Annotated in this window: 21 protein-coding genes and 1 tRNA gene; 7 read left to right on the forward strand and 15 right to left on the reverse strand. The window is 69.8% G+C overall.

The genetic code is table 11. The annotated features are described in order from the left end of the window. Nucleotides 1-106 precede the first annotated feature (106 nt). Nucleotides 107-661, forward strand: a complete 555-nt coding sequence (locus ACGFRB_RS17840) for a hypothetical protein (RefSeq protein ID WP_393243983.1) — start codon at nucleotides 107-109, stop codon at nucleotides 659-661. 81 nt (nucleotides 662-742) lie between these two features. Here the strand turns inward: ACGFRB_RS17840 and clpB are convergent, their stop codons facing one another. Then, nucleotides 743-3,352 carry an ATP-dependent chaperone ClpB gene (clpB, locus tag ACGFRB_RS17845; RefSeq protein WP_393243985.1) on the reverse strand — a complete coding sequence of 870 codons (2,610 nt, stop codon included), beginning with the start codon at nucleotides 3,350-3,352 and terminating at the stop codon, nucleotides 743-745. Between the two features lie 176 nt (nucleotides 3,353-3,528). Between clpB and ACGFRB_RS17850 the strand changes: the two genes are divergently transcribed. Next, nucleotides 3,529-3,942, forward strand: coding sequence for a pyridoxamine 5'-phosphate oxidase family protein (locus ACGFRB_RS17850; protein ID WP_361228811.1), 414 nt, complete (start codon nucleotides 3,529-3,531; stop codon nucleotides 3,940-3,942). A 256-nt stretch (nucleotides 3,943-4,198) separates the two neighbouring features. Here the strand turns inward: ACGFRB_RS17850 and ACGFRB_RS17855 are convergent, their stop codons facing one another. Then, a complete protein-coding gene (locus tag ACGFRB_RS17855) occupies nucleotides 4,199-4,531 on the reverse strand; it encodes a (2Fe-2S)-binding protein (RefSeq protein WP_361228814.1) in 333 nt (110 codons plus the stop codon). Continuing rightward, nucleotides 4,528-4,917, reverse strand: a complete 390-nt coding sequence (locus tag ACGFRB_RS17860) for a hypothetical protein (RefSeq protein WP_363005643.1) — start codon at nucleotides 4,915-4,917, stop codon at nucleotides 4,528-4,530. Before ACGFRB_RS17860 ends, ACGFRB_RS17855 begins: the two co-directional genes overlap by 4 nt. Before the next feature lie 131 nt (nucleotides 4,918-5,048). On the opposite strand from ACGFRB_RS17860, the gene ACGFRB_RS17865 reads away from it, so the two are divergent. Then, nucleotides 5,049-6,029, forward strand: a complete 981-nt coding sequence (locus tag ACGFRB_RS17865; RefSeq protein ID WP_363005645.1) for a helix-turn-helix transcriptional regulator — start codon at nucleotides 5,049-5,051, stop codon at nucleotides 6,027-6,029. Nucleotides 6,030-6,158: 129 nt separating this feature from the next. Here the strand turns inward: ACGFRB_RS17865 and ACGFRB_RS17870 are convergent, their stop codons facing one another. Genes ACGFRB_RS17870 through dnaK form a run of 4 tightly spaced genes read right to left on the reverse strand, consistent with a single transcriptional unit; the run spans nucleotide 6,159 to nucleotide 10,331 of the window. After that, entirely contained in the window at nucleotides 6,159-6,626 is a 468-nt protein-coding gene (locus tag ACGFRB_RS17870; protein WP_363005647.1) for a heat shock protein transcriptional repressor HspR, read from the reverse strand. A gap of 4 nt (nucleotides 6,627-6,630) precedes the next feature. After that, nucleotides 6,631-7,815 (reverse strand): molecular chaperone DnaJ, encoded by a 1,185-nt coding sequence (gene dnaJ, locus ACGFRB_RS17875; RefSeq protein WP_363005649.1) that lies wholly within the window; start codon nucleotides 7,813-7,815, stop codon nucleotides 6,631-6,633. A 30-nt stretch (nucleotides 7,816-7,845) separates the two neighbouring features. Beyond that, the gene (gene grpE / locus ACGFRB_RS17880) at nucleotides 7,846-8,490 is read right to left on the reverse strand and encodes a nucleotide exchange factor GrpE (protein ID WP_363005651.1); all 645 of its coding nucleotides are present in this window, start codon (nucleotides 8,488-8,490) and stop codon (nucleotides 7,846-7,848) included. Continuing rightward, nucleotides 8,490-10,331: a molecular chaperone DnaK gene (dnaK, locus tag ACGFRB_RS17885; protein WP_363005653.1), complete on the reverse strand. Its 1,842-nt coding sequence runs from the start codon at nucleotides 10,329-10,331 to the stop codon at nucleotides 8,490-8,492. The genes grpE and dnaK overlap by 1 nt, the downstream gene beginning before the upstream one ends. A gap of 241 nt (nucleotides 10,332-10,572) precedes the next feature. Between dnaK and ACGFRB_RS17890 the strand changes: the two genes are divergently transcribed. From ACGFRB_RS17890 to ACGFRB_RS17900, 3 genes are all read left to right on the forward strand, one after another. Continuing rightward, nucleotides 10,573-11,289 (forward strand): sugar transferase, encoded by a 717-nt coding sequence (locus ACGFRB_RS17890; RefSeq protein WP_393243989.1) that lies wholly within the window; start codon nucleotides 10,573-10,575, stop codon nucleotides 11,287-11,289. Between the two features lie 120 nt (nucleotides 11,290-11,409). Beyond that, a complete protein-coding gene (locus ACGFRB_RS17895; RefSeq protein ID WP_363005655.1) occupies nucleotides 11,410-13,674 on the forward strand; it encodes a (Fe-S)-binding protein in 2,265 nt (754 codons plus the stop codon). A gap of 209 nt (nucleotides 13,675-13,883) precedes the next feature. Then, nucleotides 13,884-14,981 (forward strand): Yip1 family protein, encoded by a 1,098-nt coding sequence (locus tag ACGFRB_RS17900; RefSeq protein ID WP_393243991.1) that lies wholly within the window; start codon nucleotides 13,884-13,886, stop codon nucleotides 14,979-14,981. 121 nt (nucleotides 14,982-15,102) lie between these two features. On the opposite strand, the gene ACGFRB_RS17905 is transcribed toward ACGFRB_RS17900, so the two are convergent. The 3 genes from ACGFRB_RS17905 to ACGFRB_RS17915 all read right to left on the reverse strand — a co-directional run bounded on the left by ACGFRB_RS17905 (nucleotide 15,103) and on the right by ACGFRB_RS17915 (nucleotide 16,476). Next, nucleotides 15,103-15,600 (reverse strand): phosphoribosyltransferase, encoded by a 498-nt coding sequence (locus ACGFRB_RS17905; protein WP_361228841.1) that lies wholly within the window; start codon nucleotides 15,598-15,600, stop codon nucleotides 15,103-15,105. Nucleotides 15,601-15,610: 10 nt separating this feature from the next. Beyond that, entirely contained in the window at nucleotides 15,611-16,186 is a 576-nt protein-coding gene (gene dcd / locus ACGFRB_RS17910; protein ID WP_363005659.1) for a dCTP deaminase, read from the reverse strand. A 116-nt stretch (nucleotides 16,187-16,302) separates the two neighbouring features. Next, on the reverse strand, nucleotides 16,303-16,476 hold the full coding sequence (locus ACGFRB_RS17915; protein ID WP_393243993.1) for a hypothetical protein: 174 nt from the start codon (nucleotides 16,474-16,476) through the stop codon (nucleotides 16,303-16,305). 157 nt (nucleotides 16,477-16,633) lie between these two features. Here ACGFRB_RS17915 and ACGFRB_RS17920 point away from each other — a divergent pair. Beyond that, a tRNA-Gly gene (locus ACGFRB_RS17920) sits at nucleotides 16,634-16,704 on the forward strand. A 64-nt stretch (nucleotides 16,705-16,768) separates the two neighbouring features. On the opposite strand, the gene ACGFRB_RS17925 is transcribed toward ACGFRB_RS17920, so the two are convergent. From ACGFRB_RS17925 to ACGFRB_RS17945, 5 genes are all read right to left on the reverse strand, one after another. Beyond that, nucleotides 16,769-17,095, reverse strand: coding sequence for a hypothetical protein (locus ACGFRB_RS17925; protein WP_393243995.1), 327 nt, complete (start codon nucleotides 17,093-17,095; stop codon nucleotides 16,769-16,771). Continuing rightward, the gene (locus tag ACGFRB_RS17930) at nucleotides 17,092-18,309 is read right to left on the reverse strand and encodes a Shedu anti-phage system protein SduA domain-containing protein (RefSeq protein ID WP_393243997.1); all 1,218 of its coding nucleotides are present in this window, start codon (nucleotides 18,307-18,309) and stop codon (nucleotides 17,092-17,094) included. The genes ACGFRB_RS17925 and ACGFRB_RS17930 overlap by 4 nt, the downstream gene beginning before the upstream one ends. A gap of 675 nt (nucleotides 18,310-18,984) precedes the next feature. Beyond that, nucleotides 18,985-19,683, reverse strand: a complete 699-nt coding sequence (locus tag ACGFRB_RS17935) for a DUF4232 domain-containing protein (protein WP_393243999.1) — start codon at nucleotides 19,681-19,683, stop codon at nucleotides 18,985-18,987. A gap of 434 nt (nucleotides 19,684-20,117) precedes the next feature. Continuing rightward, nucleotides 20,118-21,539, reverse strand: coding sequence for an ATP-binding protein (locus ACGFRB_RS17940; protein WP_393244001.1), 1,422 nt, complete (start codon nucleotides 21,537-21,539; stop codon nucleotides 20,118-20,120). Beyond that, entirely contained in the window at nucleotides 21,536-22,207 is a 672-nt protein-coding gene (locus tag ACGFRB_RS17945; protein WP_393244003.1) for a response regulator transcription factor, read from the reverse strand. Before ACGFRB_RS17945 ends, ACGFRB_RS17940 begins: the two co-directional genes overlap by 4 nt. Nucleotides 22,208-22,293: the final 86 nt, after the last annotated feature.

Genomic DNA, 22,293 nt, shown 5'->3' on the forward strand with positions numbered 1-22,293 from the left:
CGGGTCGGCGATATCCGCTGCGGGCGGACAGGGACAGGGGCCCGGCCCACGCCCGGATCGGCCGACCCGCCCCGTACGACCACCCCCGGCTGACATGATCCGGTCCATGGGGGAGAAGCAGCACGGCCATCCGACCCATCCGGCGCGTCCGCCCCGTCCCACCCGGCGGCGCTGGTGGCCCCGGTGGAGCCAGTGGAGCCGGCGGACGCGGATCTGGACCGTCGTCTCGGTCGTGGGGGCGGTCGTGATCGGCGGGCCGGTGGCCCTCATGGTGTGGGCCATGCCGGCCCTGGACGAGGCCGGCGAAGCCCGTCCGCTCGACTGCGCCCTGGTGATGGACTGGGCGGGGGCGACGCTGCCGAAGAGCGCCGAGGGCGCCCGCTGCACCGAGTCAAGCTGGCTGGACGTCCACGACCAGGCCGACTTCCGGATGCCCGCGGCCGAGGTCGCGGGCTGGGTGGCCGGCACCTGGCCGGGCATCCGGAGCGAGACCGCCCTGCACTGCTCGAAGGGCGAGGACTTCTGCCTCCACTTGCTGTCGGACGAGCACGAGATCGCCTGGTACGACGGCCCGGGGCAGAACGCGGCCGGCGTGAACGTCTCCGTGCGGTACGAGGGCGGGGGCACCGCTCTCGTCACCGTCACGGCCTACACCATCTGAGCCCGGCCCGGGCCGCCCCGGACCTGGCCCGGACCCGCGCTCGCCCCGGGCCCGCACCACGTAAGCCCGCCCCGGCTCCCGCTACTCCGCCCGCCCCACGATCAGCCCGTCCTCGAAGCGGTCGACCCGCACCGTGTCGCCGTCGCGGACCTCGCCCGCCAGGATCTCCTTGGCCAGGCGGTCGCCGATCGCGGTCTGGATCAGACGGCGCAGCGGACGGGCGCCGTACGCCGGGTCGTTGCCCTCCTCGGCCAGCCAGGCCAGCGCCTCGGGCGTGACGTCCAGGGTGAGCCTGCGGTCCGCGAGACGGCGGGCCAGCCGGTCGATCTGGAGGCGGGCGATCCGGCCCAGCTCGTCCTTCTCCAGGGCGGAGAAGACCACGGTCTCGTCGAGCCGGTTCAGGAACTCGGGCTTGAAGCTGGCCCGGACGATCTCCATGACCTGCCGGTGCTTCTCCTCCGGCTTGGTCAGCGGGTCCACGAGGAACTGGCTGCCCAGGTTGGAGGTGAGGATCAGGATCGTGTTGCGGAAGTCGACCGTACGGCCCTGGCCGTCGGTCAGCCGGCCGTCGTCGAGGACCTGGAGCAGGATGTCGAAGACCTCGGGGTGGGCCTTCTCCACCTCGTCCAGGAGGACGACGCTGTACGGGCGCCGGCGCACCGCCTCGGTCAGCTGGCCGCCCTCCTCGTAGCCGACGTAGCCGGGAGGCGCGCCGACGAGACGGGCGACGGAGTGCTTCTCGCCGTACTCCGACATGTCGATGCGGACCATGGCCCGCTCGTCGTCGAAGAGGAAGTCGGCGAGCGCCTTGGCGAGTTCGGTCTTGCCGACGCCGGTCGGGCCGAGGAAGAGGAAGGAGCCGGTGGGGCGGTCGGGGTCGGCGATCCCGGCGCGGGTGCGGCGCACCGCGTCCGAGACGGCCCGGACGGCCTCGCTCTGGCCGATGAGCCGCTTGCCCAGCTCGTCCTCCATGCGCAGCAGCTTCTGCGTCTCGCCCTCAAGGAGCCGGCCGGCGGGGATGCCGGTCCAGGCGCCGACGACATCGGCGATGTCGTCCGGGCCGACCTGGTCCTTGACCATGCTGTCCTTGGCGCCCTCGGCACCCTTGGCGGCCTCCTGGCGCGCCTCGGCCTCGGTGGCCTCCTCCAACTCCCGCTCCAGGGCCGGGATCTCCCCGTACAGCAGCTTGGAAGCGGTGTCGAAGTCGCCGTCGCGCTGGGCGCGTTCGGCGCGGCCGCGCAGCTCGTCGACCTGTTCCTTCAGCTCGCCGACGCGGTTGAGGGACTGCTTCTCCTTCTCCCAGCGGGCGGTCAGACCGCGCAACTCCTCCTCGCGGTCGGCGAGGTCGCGGCGCAGCTTCTCCAGGCGCTGGCGGCTGGCCTCGTCCGTCTCCTTGGACAGGGCCAGTTCCTCCATCCTGAACCGGTCGACGGCGCGCTGGAGTTCGTCGATCTCCACCGGGGAGGAGTCGATCTCCATCCGCAGCCGGGACGCGGCCTCGTCGACGAGGTCGATGGCCTTGTCGGGCAGGAAGCGGGAGGTGATGTAGCGGTCGGACAGGGTCGCGGCGGCCACCAGCGCGGAGTCGTTGATCCGGACCTTGTGGTGTGCCTCGTAACGGCCCTTGAGACCGCGCAGGATGGCGATGGTGTCCTCGACGGTCGGCTCGGCGACCAGGACCTGCTGGAAGCGGCGCTCCAGCGCGGGGTCCTTCTCGATCCGCTCGCGGTACTCGTCGAGGGTGGTGGCGCCGACCATGCGCAGCTCGCCGCGGGCCAGCATCGGCTTGAGCATGTTGCCCGCGTCCATGGCGGAGTCGCCGCCCGCGCCCGCGCCGACGACCGTGTGGAGTTCGTCGATGAAGGTGATGATCTGGCCGTCGCTCTCCTTGATCTCGGAGAGGACGGTCTTCAGGCGCTCCTCGAACTCGCCCCGGTACTTCGCGCCGGCGACCATCGCGCCGAGGTCGAGCGAGACCAGCCGCTTGTCGCGCAGCGACTCGGGCACGTCGCCCTTGACGATCCGCTGGGCCAGACCCTCGACGACGGCGGTCTTGCCGACGCCGGGCTCGCCGATGAGGACCGGGTTGTTCTTCGTACGGCGGGACAGGACCTGGACGACACGGCGGATCTCGTGGTCGCGGCCGATCACCGGGTCGAGCTTGCCCTCGCGAGCGGCGGCGGTGAAGTCGGTGCCGAACTTCTCCAGGGCCTTGTACGAGCCCTCCGGGTCGGGCGTGGTGACCCTGCGGCTGCCGCGCGCCGCCTCGAAGGCGTCCTGGAGCCGGTGCGCCGTGGCGCCCTGCTGGTCGAGCACCTGGCCGGCCTGGCCGCCCTTGGCGGCGATGCCGACGAGCAGGTGCTCGGTCGACACGAAGTCGTCGCCGAGCTTCCTGGCGCGCTCGGCGGCGTCGGCGACGACGGCGAGCAGTTCGCGGTTCGGCTGCGGGGGCGCGACCGTGGAGCCGGTGACGCTCGGGAGGGCGGCGAGCAGCCGCTCCGCGCCGGAGCGCACGAGGGCCTGGTCGGCCTCGACGGCGGCGAGCAGGTCGGTGATGTTCTCGTTGTCCTGACCCGCCAGCAGCGCGAAGAGAAGATGCGCCGGGGTCAGATCGGCGTGCCCCTGGGACACGGCACGGCTGCTCGCCGCGTTCAGCGCGTCCCGGCTCCTGTTGGTCAGTTCGGCGTCCACGTGCGGGGTCTCCTCCGGTATCCGTCTGCTCTACGACTCCTATGACCCCTCCAACATACACAAAGTTGAGTCCATTCCGCTCAAGGTATTTTCCGGCCGTCGGAACGACCTGCCGCCCGGCGAAGCCGCCCTCCCCGGGGTCGTGTCGCGGGCCGTACGCGGAGTAGTTTCCGGGCATGGCCATCGACCCGAGCAAGCCCGGCGACTCGTACCTCGACTTCTGGCGCGAGTACCGCATCTGCACCCTGACGACCCTGCGCCCGGACGGCACCCCGCACGTGGTGGCCGTCGGCGCCACGTACGACCCTGAGGGCGGCGAGAAGGGCATCGCCCGGATCATCACCAACAAGAACAGCCGCAAGGTCGCCAACGTGCTGGCCGCGGGCCCCGAGGGCGCGCGGGTCGCGGTCTGCCAGGTGGAGGGGGGCCGCTGGGCGACGCTGGAGGGCGTGGCGCGGATCCGTACCGAGGAGGATGTCGTCGCGGACGCGGTCGAGCGGTACGCGGCCCGTTACGACCGGACGCCGGCCCCGAACCCGGACCGGGTCGTCATCGAGATCGCGCTCACGCGCGCGATGGGCCGGGCCTGAGCGCCTGCCGTACGCCCGGACACCCGGACACCCGGACAGGACAGAACGCGAAACCGCCGGTCCCGTACGCGCGCGTGGGGCGGGCGTACGGAACCGGCGGTCGGTGAGCGGCTACCGGCAGCCGATAGCCGGTGACTGACGACCGGCGGCCGGCGACTGACGGAAAAAGCACAGCGGCGCCATCGCGTTTCAGGTCCGCGATGGCGCCGCTGTGTGGGGGAAGTGCCCGAACGATCTACTACGACGGGGGAATCGTTCAGGCACTGCGGGGGGTGGCGGTGATGGCCTCGGTGGTGACCAGCTGGGGTTCGACCAGTTGATGGTCGCGCTGGTCGAGATTGACGAAGATCATTCCGTATCGGATCGCGCAGCGGACGGGCTGCGGCGCACCTCGCGGGCGGCGCAGGCAGCGATAGGCACGGACGTCCTCGTCCTGTTCGCGGGCGATGACGATCGGCTCTCCGAAAAGGGTCACCATCAATGAGTCACCACGGTGGGGGATCGCCGTGACCAAGTCGATGAAGTGCCATCCGGAGCGGTAGGCCGAGGCCATCTCCCGTCGGAACCGGGAGTCGTCGGGTACGTTCATGCGCCCACGAAGCTCCACCCGGGATCGGCGGCGACGGCGGGGGTGTTCAGGTGCCAGCCCGGGTCGTTGGCGACCGCGGGGGTGGCGACCGACCAGCCCGGGTCACCGGCCACGGCCGGGACGCTCAGGTGCCAGCCCGGGTCGTTGGCCACGGCGGGGGTGTTCACGTGCCAGCCCGGGTCGTTGGCGACCGCGGGGGTGGCGACCGACCAACCCGGATCCTTCACGCCACCGGCCGGGGCGACCGACCAGCCCGGGTCGGCTGCCGTTGCGAGCGCGCCGGCGGGTGCCGTGTGCCAGCCCGGGTCAAGGGCGATGCCCGCGCCGACTGACGCAGCCGCGATGAAGGCGACTCCAGCCACCGCGCTTATGAGCTTCTTCTTCATCACCGAGCAACCTCACTTGAAGGAAACGTGATTTCCGACCCCCGCAAGTAAGACGATGGCTTAGTCTCTGCGCGCGCACCACCAAACCCATGCATCATGTTCCTGAGATGCAGGAGCCTGGGGGTGTACATATGCAGAAAGAGGCGGACGAATTCGGGCACCCTCACTCGCATGAGGAGCTGTGCTCGGCGGGGTCCGAGCTGTACACAGCGGCCTTGCGAACGGGGCGAATACGCCGGTCAGAGGTAGTGGAGGCGCCCTGCCTCCTCGATCTTTCCCTGCTGCACCCGGACCCGGACGACCCACAATGGCTGCGGCCCGTCCCGCCGTCCGCCGCTCTCGCGCAACTCCTGCAGCCCATCGAGCGGGAGATCCTGGACCGCCGGCGGCTGACCGTCGCCCTCTCCGACACTTTCGCGCCGTTCATGGCCATCAGCCCACACGACGCGCCGTCCTCGCACGCCATTTCGGTTCTGGAGGGCATCGACCGGATCAACTCCACGCTGGACCGCGTCGTCGCGAACTGCCGCAGCGAGCTCCTCACCATCCAGCCCGGCGGCGGCCGGCCCGCGCACGCCCTCTCCGAGGCCCTGCGCCGGGTCGCCCCGCTGCTCGGCCGGGGCATCCGGATGCGCACGCTCTACCAGCACACCGCCCGGCACACCGAACTCACCCTCGCCTACCTGGAACACGTCGGCCCCGAGGTGCAGGTCCGCACGCTCGAAGAGATCATCGACCGGCTGATCATCGTGGACCGCGAGGTCGCCTTCATTCCGGCCAGCCGCGACCGGCAGATCGCGCTCGAACTGCGCCACCCGGGCCTGGTCGCCTATCTCAGCGGCGTCTTCGACCAGTTCTGGCAGCTCGCCGTCCCGATAAGGGACGAGATCCCTTACGACCTCAAGACGGACGGCATCAGCGGCGTCCAGCGCTCGATCGCCAAGCTCCTCGTCGAGGGCCATGTCGACGAGGCCATCGCGCGCCGCCTCGGCATGAACGTGCGTACCTGCCGGGCCCACATAGCCAAGCTCGCCGCCGCCCTGGGCAGCGGCAGCCGGGCCCAGCTCGGCTATCTGATCGCCCAGTCCGGCATCCTCGAACGCGAGGCGTAGGCGCGGGCCCGGGCGGGCGCCGCTGCCCCGCCCTCGCCCCCGCCAACGCGGAAGGCCCCCTCCGAGGAGGGGGCCTTTTGGTGATACAGCTCGCGAAGGATCACGAAGGAGCCCGCGCGCGAGGGTGGTTCACTGCCCGCGCTGATGCCCCGGCCGCCACACGACGAGCGCGCTCGTCTGCTGCACATCCGTGTAAGGCACCAGATCGCGCCGGTACGAGGCATGCACCTGAGCCTCGCGCTGACGCATCGCCGCCGCCGCGCCCTCGACCGCGCTGGACAGCTCGGCCACCCGCGACTGAAGTGCCGCGACCTGGTTCTCCAGCTCGATGATGCGCTTGATACCGGCCAGATTGATGCCCTCGTCCTGCGACAGCTGCTGCACCTGACGGAGCAGTTCGATGTCGCGGGCCGAGTAGCGCCGGCCCCGGCCGGCCGTACGGTCCGGCGAGACCAGACCGAGCCGGTCGTACTGGCGCAGCGTCTGCGGGTGCAGACCGGAGAGCTGGGCCGCCACCGAGATGACGTACACCGGGGTCTCTTCGGTCAGTTCGTACGCCCGGTCGGCGAATCCGGGATGTCGGCGGCGTCCTTCCATGTCCTCATGCTCCCTTCGCGGCCTGGAACAGCTCTGCCCTGGGGTCCATGTCCACCATGGCCTCGCGGTATGTCTCCAGGGCCTCGCGGGCCTTGTCGGCCAGCTCCGTCGGCACCGCGACCTCGACCGTGATCAGCAGGTCGCCGCGGGTGCCGTCCTTGCGGACCGCACCCTTGCCGCGGGCGCGCATGGTGCGGCCGTTGGGGGTGCCGGCGGGAAGCTTCAGCGTCACCGCCGGGCCGCCCAGGGTCGGCACCCTGATCTCGCCGCCGAGCGCCGCCTCGTCGAACGTGACGGGCACGGTGACGGTGAGGTTGTCGTCCTTGCGGCCGAAGACCGGGTGGGCGTCGACGTGCACGACGACGTACAGATCGCCGTTCGGCCCGCCGCGCTCGCCCGGGGCTCCCTTGCCGCGCAGCCGGATCTTCTGCCCGTCGAACACGCCCGCCGGGATCCGGACCTGCATGGTCCGCGAGGACTTGGCCCGGCCGGAACCCTTGCAGACCTCGCAGGGGTTCTCGGCGATCAGGCCCCGGCCCTTGCAGTCCACGCACGGGTCGGTCAGCGAGAAGCCGCCGCCGCTGCCGCGCGAGACCTGCCCGGTGCCGACACAGGTCGGGCACACCCGGGGGGTGCCGTTCTTGTCGCCGGTGCCGGAGCACGCCTTGCAGGGCTGCTGGCTGGACATCCGCAGCGGTACGGTCGCGCCCTCCATCGCCTCGGTGAAGCTGAGCGTCACCTCGGACTCGATGTCCTGGCCGCGCCGCGGCTGGACGCGCGTGCCCGCGCCGCCCGCGCCTCGGTTGAACAGACCGCCGAACACGTCCCCGATGCCGCCGCCGAAGCCGCCGGGCCCGCCGGCGGCCCCGCCCTGGGTGCCCCCGAAGAGGTCACCCAGGTCGAAGTTGAACGAGCCGCCGCCGCCCGGGCCGCCGGCCCGGAAGCCGCCGTTCCCGAACAGGGCGCGCGCGTCGTCGTACTGCTTGCGCTTCTTGGGGTCGCCGAGGATGTCGTTGGCCTCGGAGATCTCCTTGAAGCGCGCCTCGGCGCCGGTGTCGCCCTTGTTGGCGTCCGGATGGTTCTCGCGGGCGAGCTTCCGGTACGCCTTCTTGATCTCGGCGTCGGTGGCGTCCTTGGGGACGCCGAGAACCTTGTAGTAGTCCTTCTCGACGAAGTCCTTCGTGCTCATCGACGTCCCTCCTCTCGGACGATCGTCGCGTCAGCCCGCCTCGGGGCCACCGCTCTCCTCGTCGGCCTTCTTCTCTTCGTCCTTGCCGGCCGGAGCCGCGCCCGGCTGGGGCTCGGCGACGGCCACGCGGGCGGGCCGGATGGTCCGCTCGCCGATCCGGTACCCCGGCTGCAGGATCGCCACGCAGGTCGTCTCGGTGACGTCCGGCGCGTAGCTGTGCATCAGGGCCTCGTGGATGGTCGGGTCGAAGGGCTCGCCCTCCTTGCCGAACTGCTGGAGACCCATCTTGGCGACGATGCTCTCCGTCGACTCGGCGACCGACTTGAAGCCACCGACCAGCTCGCCGTGCTCGCGGGCCCGGCCGATGTCGTCGAGGACGGGCAGGAGCTCGGACAGGAGGTTCGCGACGGCGATCTCCTTGACCGTGACCCGGTCCCGCTCGACCCGGCGCCGGTAGTTCTGGTACTCGGCCTGGAGCCGCTGGAGGTCCGCGGTGCGCTCGGAGAGCGCCGTACGGGCCTGGTCCAGCTGGGCCAGCAGGCCGACGTCCGCAGTGTCCCCGGCCGGGGCCGCCCCGTCCGCCTTCGCGGCGGAGTCGGCGGCCTCGGTCTCCTCGGGCGTGCCGTCGGCGGGGACGTCGGGCTTCTCCTCGAAGCCCGCGTTCTCCTCCGACATCAGGCTGCGCCGCCCTTCGGCTTCTCGTCGTCGACGATCTCGGCGTCGACGACGTCGTCGTCCTGGGCCTGCTGGGCACCCTCGGCGCCACCGGCGGCCTGGGCGCCCTGCGCGTCGGCGTAGAGAGCCTGACCGAGCTTCTGGGAGACGGCCGCGACCTTCTCGGTGGCCGTACGGATCTCGGCGCCGTCCTCGCCCTTGAGCTTCTCCTTCAGCTCGGCGACGGCGGCCTCGACCTCGGACTTCACGTCACCCGGGACCTTGTCCTCGTTGTCCTTGAGGAACTTCTCGGTCTGGTAGACGAGCTGCTCGCCCTGGTTGCGGGTCTCGGCGGCCTCGCGGCGGCGGTGGTCCTCCTCCGCGTACTGCTCGGCCTCCTGGCGCATCCGGTCGACCTCGTCCTTCGGCAGCGAGGAGCCGCCGGTGACGGTCATCTTCTGCTCCTTGCCCGTGCCCAGGTCCTTGGCGGTCACGTGCATGATGCCGTTGGCGTCGATGTCGAAGGCGACCTCGATCTGCGGGACGCCACGCGGGGCCGGCGGCAGACCGGTCAGCTCGAACATGCCGAGCTTCTTGTTGTAGGCCGCGATCTCGCGCTCGCCCTGGTAGACCTGGATCTGCACGGACGGCTGGTTGTCCTCGGCCGTCGTGAAGATCTCGGAGCGCTTGGTCGGGATCGTGGTGTTGCGCTCGATCAGCTTGGTCATGATGCCGCCCTTGGTCTCGATACCGAGGGACAGCGGGGTGACGTCGAGCAGCAGGACGTCCTTGACCTCGCCCTTGAGGACACCGGCCTGGAGGGTGGCGCCGATGGCGACGACCTCGTCCGGGTTCACACCCTTGTTGGCCTCCTTGCCGCCGGTCAGCTCCTTGACGAGCTCGGCGACGGCCGGCATACGGGTGGAGCCACCGACGAGAACGACGTGGTCGATCTCGGAGAGCGCGATGCCCGCGTCCTTGATGACGTTGTGGAACGGCGTCTTGCAGCGCTCCAGCAGGTCGGAGGTGAGCTGCTGGAACTGGGCGCGGGTGAGCTTCTCGTCCAGGTGCAGCGGGCCCTCGGCGGACGCCGTGATGTAGGGCAGGTTGATCGAGGTCTCCGTGGAGGAGGACAGCTCGATCTTCGCCTTCTCGGCGGCCTCGCGCAGACGCTGGATGGCCATCTTGTCCTTGGACAGGTCCACGCCGTGACCGGACTGGAACTGCTTCACCAGGTAGTCGACGACGCGCTGGTCCCAGTCGTCACCACCGAGGTGGTTGTCACCGTTGGTGGCCTTCACCTCGACGACACCGTCGCCGATCTCCAGGAGGGACACGTCGAAGGTGCCGCCACCGAGGTCGAAGACGAGGATGGTCTGGTCGTCCTTGTCGAGGCCGTACGCCAGGGCGGCGGCGGTCGGCTCGTTGACGATGCGCAGGACGTTCAGGCCCGCGATCTCGCCGGCCTCCTTCGTCGCCTGACGCTCGGAGTCGTTGAAGTACGCCGGGACGGTGATGACCGCGTCGGTCACCTTCTCGCCCAGGTAGGCCTCGGCGTCGCGCTTCAGCTTCTGAAGGACGAAGGCGGACATCTGCTGCGGGTTGAAGCTCTTCCCGTCCAGCTCGATCTTCCAGTCGGTGCCCATGTGACGCTTCACGGACCGGATGGTCCGGTCGACGTTGGTGACCGCCTGACGCTTGGCGACCTCGCCGACGAGCACCTCGCCGTTCTTGGCGAAGGCGACGACGGACGGCGTGGTCCTGGCGCCCTCGGCGTTGGTGATGACGGTGGGCTCGCCGCCTTCGAGAACGCTGACGACGGAGTTAGTCGTACCCAGGTCGATGCCGACCGCACGTGCCATTTCGATTCCTCCAGCTGAATGCTGTCTGCCTGCTGTCGCTGACTGACTTGAGTGAAGCTGACTCAAGGATGCACAACTCCCGCTCCCGCGTCAACAGACTTGAGTCTCACCCGCTCAACTCTTCCCCCTCTCCTCCGCTCAACGAGGGGGACGCGCGCGTCGTTCCCGGGCGGAACGGGTACGACATGAGAGGGTCCGGACATATCCCATGTTCTCGCCCGGAACCGGAAGGTGTGGGTGCATGACGGCGAAGCGCGCGCTGGATCTCACGGTCGGACTCGCCCTCCTCGTCCTGCTTTCCCCGGTCGCCGCCGCCCTCGCTCTTTCCCTCGCCCTCAAGGACGCACGGAACGCCCGAAACGCCTGGCCCGGTCCCGCGCGGGGCGCGCGGGGCGTCTGGGGCGCGCGGAACGGCCGGGACGCCCGGGGCATGCGGGAGGCCCAGAGCCTCGCGCGCGTGGGGCCGCGTACGGGAGAGCCGCGTACAGGAACAGGGAACGCGCGCGCAGGGGCGGACGCCCGCGGCAGCGCGCGCGTAGCGCCGGGAAACGGCGTCCTGCGCCGCCGCCCGGTCGCGGGCCGGGACGACGCCCCCTTCACCCTGCTGACGTTCCGCATGAAGGGCCCGCTGGCCTCACTGCCGCTACTGCTGCACGTCGTACGCGGGCATATGTCGCTCGTCGGGCCGTGCCCGCTGGCTCCCGGCCACCGGGAGTCGCGCGGCGAGGGGCGCCGCCGGCTCTCCGTACGCCCCGGAATGACCGGTCTCTGGCAGATCAGCGGACGCTCGGAGCTGCCCTGGGAGGAGCGCGAACTCCTGGATCTCCACTATGTGGACCATCACTGGCTCGGCATGGATCTGGCCATCCTGGCGCGTACGCTTCCAGCAGTCCGTCGCCGTCACTCGACGACCCGCGCGGAGGGCCGCACTTCCGGCCGCCGGGCAAGGGTCGCCTGAGCGATACAGATCACCGTTTGGTCCGCTACAGTACGGCGCCCCAAACGGGTACCCTCAGCACGGACTCAATAAGTTACCGCTTAGTAGGCCCGAAGCTGAGGCCCGCCCGAGGAGCCCCACATGCAACTCGCCGCGATCGTCGTGTCGATCGTCATCACGGTGGTGGCCGTCGCGCTGTTCGGCCGCGCCATCGCGCAGATCTACCGCTTCGTGCGGCTGGGTCAGCCGGTGCCCGCGGGGACGCGCACCGGCGACCCGAAGCAGCGCACCATCACGCTGGTCAAGGAATTCCTCGGCCACACCCGGATGAACCGCTGGGGCGTCGTCGGCGTCGCGCACTGGTTCGTGGCGGTGGGCTTCTTCTCCCTTCTGCTCACGATCGTCAACGCCTTCGGCCAGCTCTTCCAGGCCGACTGGCTGATCCCGATCATCGGCGACTGGCTGCCGTACGAGATCTTCACCGAGTTCCTCGGCCTGATGACCGTCCTCGGCATCGTCACGCTCATCGTGATCCGCCAGCTCAGCAAGCCGACCCAGGCCGGCCGCAAGTCCCGCTTCGCGGGCTCCAAGACGGGCCAGGCCTACTTCGTCGAGGCCGTCATCCTCATCGTCGGCGTCTGCATCATGACGCTGCGCGCCCTTGAGGGTGTCCAGCACCACGTGACCAGCTGGGAGCCGGGCTTCTTCGCCTCGTACCCGCTCATCGCGCTGATCGACGGCGCCGACCTCGGCACGGTCCAGAACCTCACGTACTTCTTCGCCGCCCTCAAGATCGTCACGTCCTTCACCTGGATGATCACGGTCTCGCTCAACACCAACATGGGCGTCGCCTGGCACCGCTTCCTCGGCTTCCCGAACATCTGGTTCAAGCGCAACGCGGACGGCTCCACCGCCCTCGGCGCGCTCCAGCCGATGACCTCGGCCGGCAAGCCGATCGACTTCGAGGACCCGGGCGAGGACGACGTCTACGGCGTCTCCCAGGTCGAGCAGTTCTCCTGGAAGGGCATCCTCGACTTCTCCACCTGCACCGAGTGCGGCCGCTGCCAGTCGCAGTGCCCGGCCTGGAACACCGGCAAGCCGCTCTCGCCGAAGCTCCTCATCATGTCGCTGCGCGACCACGCCCACGCCAAGGCGCCCTACCTGCTCGCGGGTGGCGGCAAGACCATGGAGGGCGAGGAGAAGGCCACCGAGGAGCAGCTGGCCGGCGTGCCGGCCGCCGCGCTCGCCGAGGCCGAGCGTCCGCTCATCGGCACCGCCGAGGAGAACGGCGTCATCGACCCGGACGTCCTGTGGTCCTGCACCACCTGCGGCGCCTGCGTCGAGCAGTGCCCGGTCGACATCGAGCACATCGACCACATCGTCGACATGCGCCGCTACCAGGTGATGATCGAGAGCGCGTTCCCGTCCGAGGCGGGCACGATGCTCAAGAACCTGGAGAAGAAGGGCAACCCCTGGGGTCTCGCCAAGAAGCAGCGCGTCGAGTGGACCAAGGAGGTCGACTTCGAGGTCCCGATCGTCGGCAAGGACGTCGAGGACCTCAGCGAGGTCGACTACCTCTACTGGGTCGGCTGCGCCGGCGCCCTGGAGGACCGCGCCAAGAAGACCACCAAGGCCTTCGCGGAGCTGCTGCACATCGCGGGCGTCAAGTTCGCGATCATGGGCGGCGACGAGAAGTGCACGGGTGACTCCCCGCGCCGGCTGGGCAACGAGCCGCTGTTCCAGCAGCTCGGCCAGGAGAACGTCGCGATGCTGAACATGGCGTTCGGCGAGGATGACGAGGACGAGTCGACGAAGAAGCCGAAGGCTTCGAAGAAGATCGTCTCGACCTGCCCGCACTGCTTCAACACCATCGCCAACGAGTACCCGCAGCTCGGCGGCGACTACGAGGTCATCCACCACACCCAGCTGCTCCAGCACCTCATCGACGAGGGCCGGCTCGTCCCGGTGACCCCGGTCGAGGGCCTCATCACCTACCACGACCCGTGCTACCTGGGCCGCCACAACAAGGTCTACACGCCCCCGCGCGAGATCATGTCGGCCGTCCCGGGCCTGCGTCAGCAGGAGATGCACCGCCACAAGGAGCGCGGCTTCTGCTGCGGCGCCGGCGGCGCGCGGATGTGGATGGAGGAGCGGATCGGCAAGCGCATCAACACCGAGCGCGTCGACGAGGCCCTGTCCCTCAACCCGGACATCGTCTCCACCGCCTGCCCGTTCTGCCTCGTCATGCTCACGGACTCCGTGAACGGCAAGAAGAACGACGGCAAGGCCAAGGAGAGCCTCCAGGTCGTGGACGTGGCCCAGCTGCTCCTCGACTCGGTGAAGACGCCGGCGGACCCGGCCGAGGGCGCCCCGGCGGACGCCCCGGAGCCGGAGCCGGCCGCGTAACGCCGTACCCGGGCACCAAGGAGGGCCGTCCTCGCGCGAAGAGCGCGGGGGCGGCCCTTTCCGCTTCTCTCCGCTGCTCACGGGCGTCTTCGCACGAGGCCTCCCGGGGTTCCCGGAGATCCCCGGAGATCCCCTAGGGGATGTCACAGCTCTGCGGCACTCTGCCCCGGAAGGACCAGGTCACGCCCGGACGGGGTACGTTCATGGACGTGGCTGGATTCAGGAACGGACGCGGCCGGCCGGGCGGCCCCCCGCAGCAACCGCAGCAACCTCAGCAGGCGCCGTACGGGTACCAGGCGCCCCCGCCGTCGTACCCTCGGCAGCACCAGCAGCAGCCGGTGCAGTGGGGGCAGCAGGGGCAGGGGCAGGGCCAGGGTCGGAGTCAGGGCCGGCAGGGGCAGGGCCGGCCCGGGCAGAGGCACGACCAGGGGTACGGCCAGGGCCAGAGTCAGGGCTACGACCAGGGGTACGGCCAGGGCCAGGGTGGTCAGGGTCAGGGCTACGGCCGGGAGTACGGCCAGGGCCAGGGGTACGACCAGGGTTACGACCAAGGCCAGGGCCGCGGCCGGCGGCAGGGCGGCGGTCCCGCCGCGCACGGCGAGCCGGAGTACTTCGGCGACCCGCACGCCCCGCAGGCGCCCCACCCTCAGCAGCAGTACGCCGCGAACAACCCGGGCCACACCCAGGCCTTCAGCATCCACGAGGACCCCTACGGGCAGGACGCCCCGTACCAGGCGGGCCCCGGTCCCGCACCCGTCCCGGTCGGCCCGAGGCTGCCCTGGAAGGCCCTGCTGAGCGGCATCGTGACGCGCCCCGCCGATACGTTCCTGCAGACGCGGGACCACCCGGTCTGGGGCCCGGCGCTCATCGTCACGTTCCTGTACGGCCTGCTCGCCGTCTTCGGCTTCGACCAGGCCCGCGAGGACGCGATCAACGCGACGCTGTCCACGGTCGTCCCGTACATCCTGCTGACCGGCGTGGGCTTCGTCCTCGGCGGACTGGTCCTCGGCATGGTCACCCACACCCTGGCCCGCCAGCTCGGCGGCGACGGCTCCTGGCAGCCGACCGTCGGCCTGTCGATGCTGATCATGTCCCTCACGGACGCCCCGCGGCTGCTCGTCGCCCTCTTCGCGGGCGGCGACAACGCCGTGGTCCAGATCCTCGGCTGGCTGACCTGGCTGGCGGCGGGCGCGCTGTTCACGGTCATGGTGAGCCGCTCGCACGACCTGCCCTGGCCCAAGGCGCTGGGCGCCTCGGCGATCCAGCTGGTGGCGCTGCTGAGCCTGATCAAGCTGGGCACACTGTAGGAGTCCGCCCGCCACGCGCGCGTACGTCTCGCTTCACGGATACAGATGGGGAAGGGCCCTGCCGGAACGTTCCGGCAGGGCCCTTCCTCGTCCGTACGAATGCGGATGCGGACGCCCGCGATCAGGCGTCGAGCACCTGGCCCACGCGACTGACGACGGGCGGCTGGACCGACCAGGGGAAGTTGATCCAGTCGTCGGTCTTCTTCCAGACGTACTCGCACTTCACGAGCGAGTGCGACTTCTCGTAGACGACGGCGGAGCGGACCTCGGCGACGTGGTCCTTGCAGAAGTCGTGCACGAGCTTGAGCGTCTTGCCGGTGTCGGCGACGTCGTCGGCGATCAGGACCTTCTTGTCGGAGAAGTCGATCGCGTTCGGGACGGGCGCGAGCATGACCGGCATCTCGAGCGTGGTGCCGACGCCGGTGTAGAACTCGACGTTCACGAGGTGGATGTTCTTGCAGTCCAGGGCATATGCCAGACCGCCGGCGACGAAGACACCGCCGCGGGCGATGGACAGCACGATGTCGGGCTCGTAGCCGTCGTCGGCGATCGTCTGGGCCAGCTCACGGACGGCGAGGCCGAAGCCCTCGTACGTCAGGTTCTCGCGTACTTCAGTCATGCCGGCTGCCTCACACCTGGGTCCGATGGAAGTTCAAGAAGGAGCGCGAGGCCGTCGGCCCCCGCTGGCCCTGGTACCGGGACCCGTAACGCTCGCTCCCGTAGGGGTGCTCGGCCGGCGAGCTGAGCCGGAACATGCACAGCTGCCCGATCTTCATCCCCGGCCAGAGCTTGATCGGCAGGGTCGCGAGGTTGGACAGCTCCAGGGTCACGTGCCCCGAGAAGCCGGGGTCGATGAACCCGGCGGTCGAGTGCGTCACCAGACCGAGCCGCCCCAGCGAGCTCTTCCCCTCCAGGCGGGAGGCGATGTCGTCCGGCAGCGTGATGACCTCGTAGGTCGAGGCGAGCACGAACTCGCCCGGGTGCAGGATGAACGCCTCGTCGCCCTCGGGCTCGACCTCGCGGGTGAGGTCGACCTGCTCGATGGCGGGGTCGATATGCGGGTAGCGGTGGTTCTCGAACACCCGGAAGAAGCGGTCGAGCCGCACGTCGATGCTCGAGGGCTGCACCATGGATTCGTCGTACGGGTCGATGCGCACCCGGCCTGCGTCGATCTCGGCCCGGATGTCCTTGTCTGAGAGAAGCACCCTCCCACGATACGCAGAGGGCGCGGAGCTCCCCCAATCGGGAAGGCCCCACGCCCCGGATTCCCGGGGAGACCCCGGTCACCTCAGCCGCACGTCAGCCGCATTCCGGCCGCACGTCAGCGCTGCTCGAACTCCACCGGCACGGCGTGCCGCAACCGCGCGCACTGTGGACACCGGATCAGCCGCCCGGGCCCCAGCCGCCCGGCACCGAGCCGCTGGAGCGGGAACGAAGCAGTACTGAACACGTGCCCTTCGGCACAGCGGACGACGGTGCGTTCCATCGAACCCATCAAGTCCCTTCCCCGACAAGTGGTGGACGAGACAGCCACATTAGGGGATCAACAGGACCCCACCCGACCCGGCACCCCGGGAATCCGGACTTCGCCTGGCGTGCGGGATGGGGTACAGTGTGCGACGATGCGGCTTCGATCTTCGAGCGGCATACGCGCGGATGTAGTTTAATGGTAGAACATGAGCTTCCCAAGCTTATAGCGCGGGTTCGATTCCCGTCATCCGCTCTTCGGACGAAGCCCCAGGTCAGCGGCCTGGGGCTTCGTTATTGCCCGTTCTCCGAGCTACGTGTCAGCCGCGCTTCTGACGCAGGTGGCGGGAGGCAGCAAGGCATGAGGACAGCCATGTCGCCTCATTGCGATCGATGATCAGGTCGCCGACGGTGATCACCCCGCCCATCACGCTGCCGACCCGTACTGAGTGGTCGCCGACGCGGAACATCTGCCAGTCGGCGTCGCTGTGCCAAAACCGGGCGGTCTTCTCTCCTCTGCGCTGGGCAAAGACGAGCTCTTCTCCGTGCTCGTTGAGGAAGTAGCCGACGTAGTCCTTGCCTGCAATCACTCCACCGCACAGGCGGGCCAGCAGCTGTTCGATCCCAGGCCGGTTGTCTTCGGTCACGCCGTGGGCTCCTCGGTCGGGTCCTGATTCTGCTGCGCCGATGCGAGGGCCAGCATCCGGGCTGCTGACTCCAGCAGGGTTTCGTACGTGATCACTTCAATGCGTGCCGTGTGTGTGTTGTAGGTGCGGAATGTCTCCGCAATGTCCTGTGGGGTAATGCCCCCACTGACAAATCGCGGGTGCCCAATCACAACCGTTGCCGAGGCTCTACGGGTATCAACTCCATGGTCCGCGAGGATGGCCTTGCGGTTCTCGTCCATGGTGCGGAGGTAGTTCTGCGCCTGCGACACCGCGTGGTGGGCCGCGGCACCCAACATGAGGTGGCCGCTGCGGCGGATCACCAGATCCTTGATGTTGGCGCGCTTGAGTTCCACCACGTGAAGAGACCCATCACCACGCAGAAGAGGGATATCCAGAATCGCGTCCGCGGTGTACTGCCGACGTGCCAGTTCTGCCACATAGGCACCGCCGAAGATCCACTCCTGATTCTTCAGACGGGCGTGAAGGGCGCTCTCCGAACTCGTCTCGTCCTCCACCACAGCACGCAGAGCGTCGAGACCCGCTCGCCGGGCCTTCAGCTCCAGCAACTGAGCGAGCAACCCCGCGTCGGCATCCGCGAGGAAGTCGCCCACCATCCGCGCCGCCTCGGTCGAGGCCGGTCGCGGCAGGTTCCTCAGGACCAGCTCCATGTGCCCGTACTGCTGGAGTCGCCTCCTCTCTCGAGTGGGCAGCCGAATCCCACCCTCTCCCGTACCGAGACCCAAGTGGTCCACGGACAGGGCTATACCGCGAAAGAGGTCCCGTGCATCGGCCACCGTCGCCTCGGGGTTGTCCTTGGAGAGAGCGTCCAGAACGGCCACCGCTCGATCGGCGCCCATGGCCACCAGCCTCCGCATGCCTTCCTCGCTACGATGCCGAGCATCCTCGTCGTAGTAGTTCTCCAGAATTTCGAGGAACAGTTCGCCGCCGGCGTATGCGGCGAAGCGCTGGAACCGCCGCGCAAGAGCGAAGTCTCCGATCAGGACCGATTCTTGGGCAACATCTTCCAAGGCGTTCACCAACGGCCTGCCCTTGCCGTACCCAGTTCCGCCGAAGGCAGGACCCATGACGCGCAGCACTGCATCGATGCGCTCCAGCACGCTCGGGTGCTCAGTGAGCTCCCGAGCTCCCCTGACCATCTGCCAGAGCGTGAAACCGGAACGGAATGTCGTCATGCGGTGACCTTAGGAGGAGGCACTGACAACGACGCCGGGTTGGGTAGATCGTGGCCGGACCGGCTCGAACAATCGAGTCTCCGCAGGGGTGAGGCCCCCGCGCTCTGTGCCCCAACCGTGTCCCTGGGAGCAGTAAACAGCAGCCCCAGGTCCGAGACCTGAGGTTCCGCCGTTGTCTCGATCTGACGTCTCACCCCGTCATGAGGTGGTCACCGACGCACCCGCGCGGCACCCAAAGGGGCGTGCCACTACGTGCCAGTAGAGGCGGTGAACAGCGGTCAACCGAGGACAGGACGAAGCGGCCCAGCTGCGGCCAGCACAGAACGTTCGCGCAGGTGAGAGGCCATAAGCGGGTCCAAGTTCCGGGTGATTCCCAAGCTTATAGCGCGGGTTCGATTCCCGTCATCCGCTCTTGAACGAAGGCCCAGGTCAACGACCTGGGCCTTCGTCGTCCGGACCTCTCGGGGCCTACCGTGCCCTCCGCGTGCCCTGACCTCCAGGAATGCCCTGGCCGGAGACGCGTCCGCACGCCACAGGGCGACTCGCCACCGCGGGAACTGGCGAGGGGTCAACGTGGGCAGGAGCACTTCACGCTGCTGTTCTCCGGGGTGGCGGAGGGGTGGGCGCACGCGTTCCACATCATGGTGGCGCCCCCGCGGCAATTCCTGAGCGGGGTCAGCCGGCCGGTGAGTCGCTGACCTTGCTCACCGGGCTGATCTCCATCTTCCCGCCGTCCTCGCCGTCAGTGGCGGCGAGCGTGCCCGCCGGCCACCTCAGGGTGAAGGGCTCGGTCTCGTTCGGGGGCGTCACCACGAGGTCGGTCAGCTTCACGCCCGTGCCGCCGGTGTTGTTGACCGGGAACGTGATGTTGAAGGCGGCGGTATCGCCCTCCTGGAGGATCTGCGGTACGGCCTGCTCGCCGTTGCGGTCCACGGAGACGGTGTCGCCCAGGGACGTCTTGATATCGACACCCGGGAAGCCGCTGATGCGGCAGTCGGCGCTGCCGAAGTTCTTGAAGGTGACGGTGACGACGCCGTTCGTCTCGTCCGTGGTGTTGTTGGCGGCGGTGGCGTCGAGCACGCCGGAGCGGCACATGTCGACCTTGCCGCCGCTGTTGCCACCGGTGCCGGTGCCGGTGCCGGCGCCGGCGCTCTGGTCGCTCCCACCGGTGCCGGTGCCGATGCCGGCGCTCTGGTCCGCCTTGCCCGCCCCACCGGTGCCGCCCGCCTTGTCCGCCGACGCGGTGGGGCCGGCCTGCGTGCTGCCCAACGCGCCGCTGTCGCCGTTGCAGGCGGTGAGGGCGAGAGTGAGGACGGCGGTGAGTGCTGCGCCGATGGCGGCGGTGCGCTTGCGGGAGTGGAACGTCGTATGCACGTGAATTCCCCGAATGTGTGGCGGTCGAGTACGGAGGTGCAGTCACGGCCCGGGAACGCGCGGCGAGCCGCTCCCCCGCTTGACCTGCTGGCATATGAAGCATTCCGTCTGCCGCTTGCGTCTGGCTACCGCCTCACTTACGCCCTGCTGCCGTCCCTCGACACGGCGGCACCTGCCCTTCCTCTGGTCCGCACGATGATCCAAACGAGAGACCCTGGCCCCGCAGACACTCCGGGATGACCTGTCTTCGGGGTCGGGGAGACGTTCCGGCCTCCCCGACCCCGAAGCGTCAGGCTTCTCGCACCTGCCCCAGTGGGGCCTTCGGCTTGTTGCGAGCCGCCCGGACTCGCGCGTCGGTCCCGCGTGCATGCGCCTGCCGTAGTCGGCCTCATGACCACCCGGAGGCCGGGCCGCCGCGGCGGGAGCGGTCCAGCTCAGCAGGGGATGTCCAGGGTGACGACGGCGCCGTCGGCCGTGTTGTCGGCATGGGCGACGCCGCCGTGCGACGCCGCGACGGCGGCGGCGAACGCCAGCCCCAGCCCGGACCCGGGGGTGCTCCGGCTGGTCTCGGCGCGGCTGAACCGGTCGAAGGCGTGCGGCAGGAATCCGGGCGGGAAGCCCGTGCCCTCGTCGGCCACGGACAGGCGCAGCCGCCCGTCCCGGACGACGGCGGTGATGCGCACGTCCCCGGTCCCGTGGCGCAGGGCGTTGTCGATGAGGTTGCCGAGAGCGGGCCGGATCCAGCGGGCGTCCACCCGTGCCGTGACGGACTCGGCGTCGACGGTCAGGGCACGCCGGCCGCGGCCGGCGTTCGTCCGGTACGGGTCGACGGTGGACCGCACCAGGCTCTCCACGTCCACGGGGGTGCGGGTGACGCGCTCCGTACCGCCGATCTCCTCCAGGTCGAGGAGCGCGTTGGTCAGATCGACCAGCCGTTGAACCTCGGCGTCCACCGCCGCGAGGGTGTCCGTGAGTTCAGCGGCGGTACGCGGGCGGTGCAGGGCGACATCGAGTTCGGCACGCAGCAGCGCGAGCGGCGTGCGCAGTTCGTGGCTGGCGTCGGCGAGGAATCGGCGCTCGCGCTCGGCGGCGTCCTCCAGCCGGTCGAGCATGCCGTTGAGGGTGTGACCGAGGCGGGTGAGTTCGTCGTCGCGGTCCGCGGGGACGGGCAGGCGGGTACCCGCGGTGTGATCGGCGAGTTCGGCGGCACTGCGGCGGTAGCGTTCGACCGGTCCGAGGGCGGCGCGGGCGGTGCGGTAGCCGACAAGCGAGGACGCCAGCAGGGTCAGACCGGCTGCGATGGCGAGCTGGGCGAGCAGTTCACGCAGGGCCTCGTCGCGATGGGCACGCTCCATGGCGGCGACGACGACCAGCGTCCGGCCGGGCAGCCGGACCCGGGTCGCCCGGAGCCGCAGTGCGGCGGGATCGATGGGCAGCAGTGCGCCGACGTCGTGCTGGACGGTGGCACCACGGGCCACCGCGGCGAGGTCGGCAGGAGTGAGCAACCGCTCGTCGCTCAGTTCCGGGCCGGCGTGCAGGACGCGTCCGTCGGGCCGCACGATCTGGTAGACGCTGCCCTCCGGGCCGCGGGGCGCCGGGGTACGGCCGGTGAGGGAGTGGACCAGGTCCGCCTCGTACGCCGAGAGGTCGCCGTCGAGCTGCTGGTCCAGAGCGAACTCGACCCGCCAGTAGACGAATCCCGCCGCCGAGACGAGGACGACGGTCATGGCGGCGGCGACCGCCAGCACGAGACGCAGCACGATGGGGATCCGGCGCAGCGGCCCCAGCCGGATACCGGAGGCCGGCTTCCCGACAGTGGCGCCAGGCGTCCCGGCACCGGCCGCGGGCGCCGTCACGAGCCGGTTTCGAGGCGGTAACCGAGGCCGCGCAGTGTGGTGATGGTGGCTCGTCCGAAGGGCCGGTCGACCTTGGCGCGGAGTTTGGAGATGTGGACGTCGATGGCGTTGCTGCGGATGTCGGGTTCGCCGTCCCAGACCTCCTCCAGGAGCCGATGGCGCCCGACCACCCGGCCGGGGTGCTCCATGAGGACCCGCAGGACCGCGAATTCCCGGCGGGAGAGGTCGAGTTCGACGCCGGCGCGCCAGGCGCGCTGCTGCTCGGGGTCGAGGACGAGGTCGCCGACGGTCAGCCGGCCGGTGGCGGGTGGACGGCGCCGGGCGACGGCGCGCAGGCGGGCGTGGAGTTCGTCCATGGCGAAGGGCTTGACGAGGTAGTCGTCGGCTCCGGCGTCCAGGCCGGCGATGCGCTCGGGGACGGTGCCCCGCGCGGTGAGCAGCACGATGGGCAGGTCGCTGCCCTCGCCGCGCAGGCGCGCGCACAGCTCGGTGCCTTCCAGGCCGGGGAGCATCACATCGACGACGGCGGCGTCCAGGCGCGGGTCGCGGGCGGCCTGCAGGCCGGTGGGTCCGTCGTGGCGGGCCTCGGCTGTGTGGCCGCATTCACGCAGGTAGCGGACGATCAGCTCGGCAAGTCGGGTCTCGTCCTCCACGACCAGGATGTGCATCAGGGAAGGATAGCCAGCCGTCAGCCGTCAGCCGTGGGCCGCGGCCCCGCCCCGCCCCGCCCCGGGGCGCCGGTCGGCGAAGCTTC

Source organism: Streptomyces sp. NPDC048718 (assembly GCF_043198875.1).
Taxonomy (GTDB): domain Bacteria; phylum Actinomycetota; class Actinomycetes; order Streptomycetales; family Streptomycetaceae; genus Streptomyces.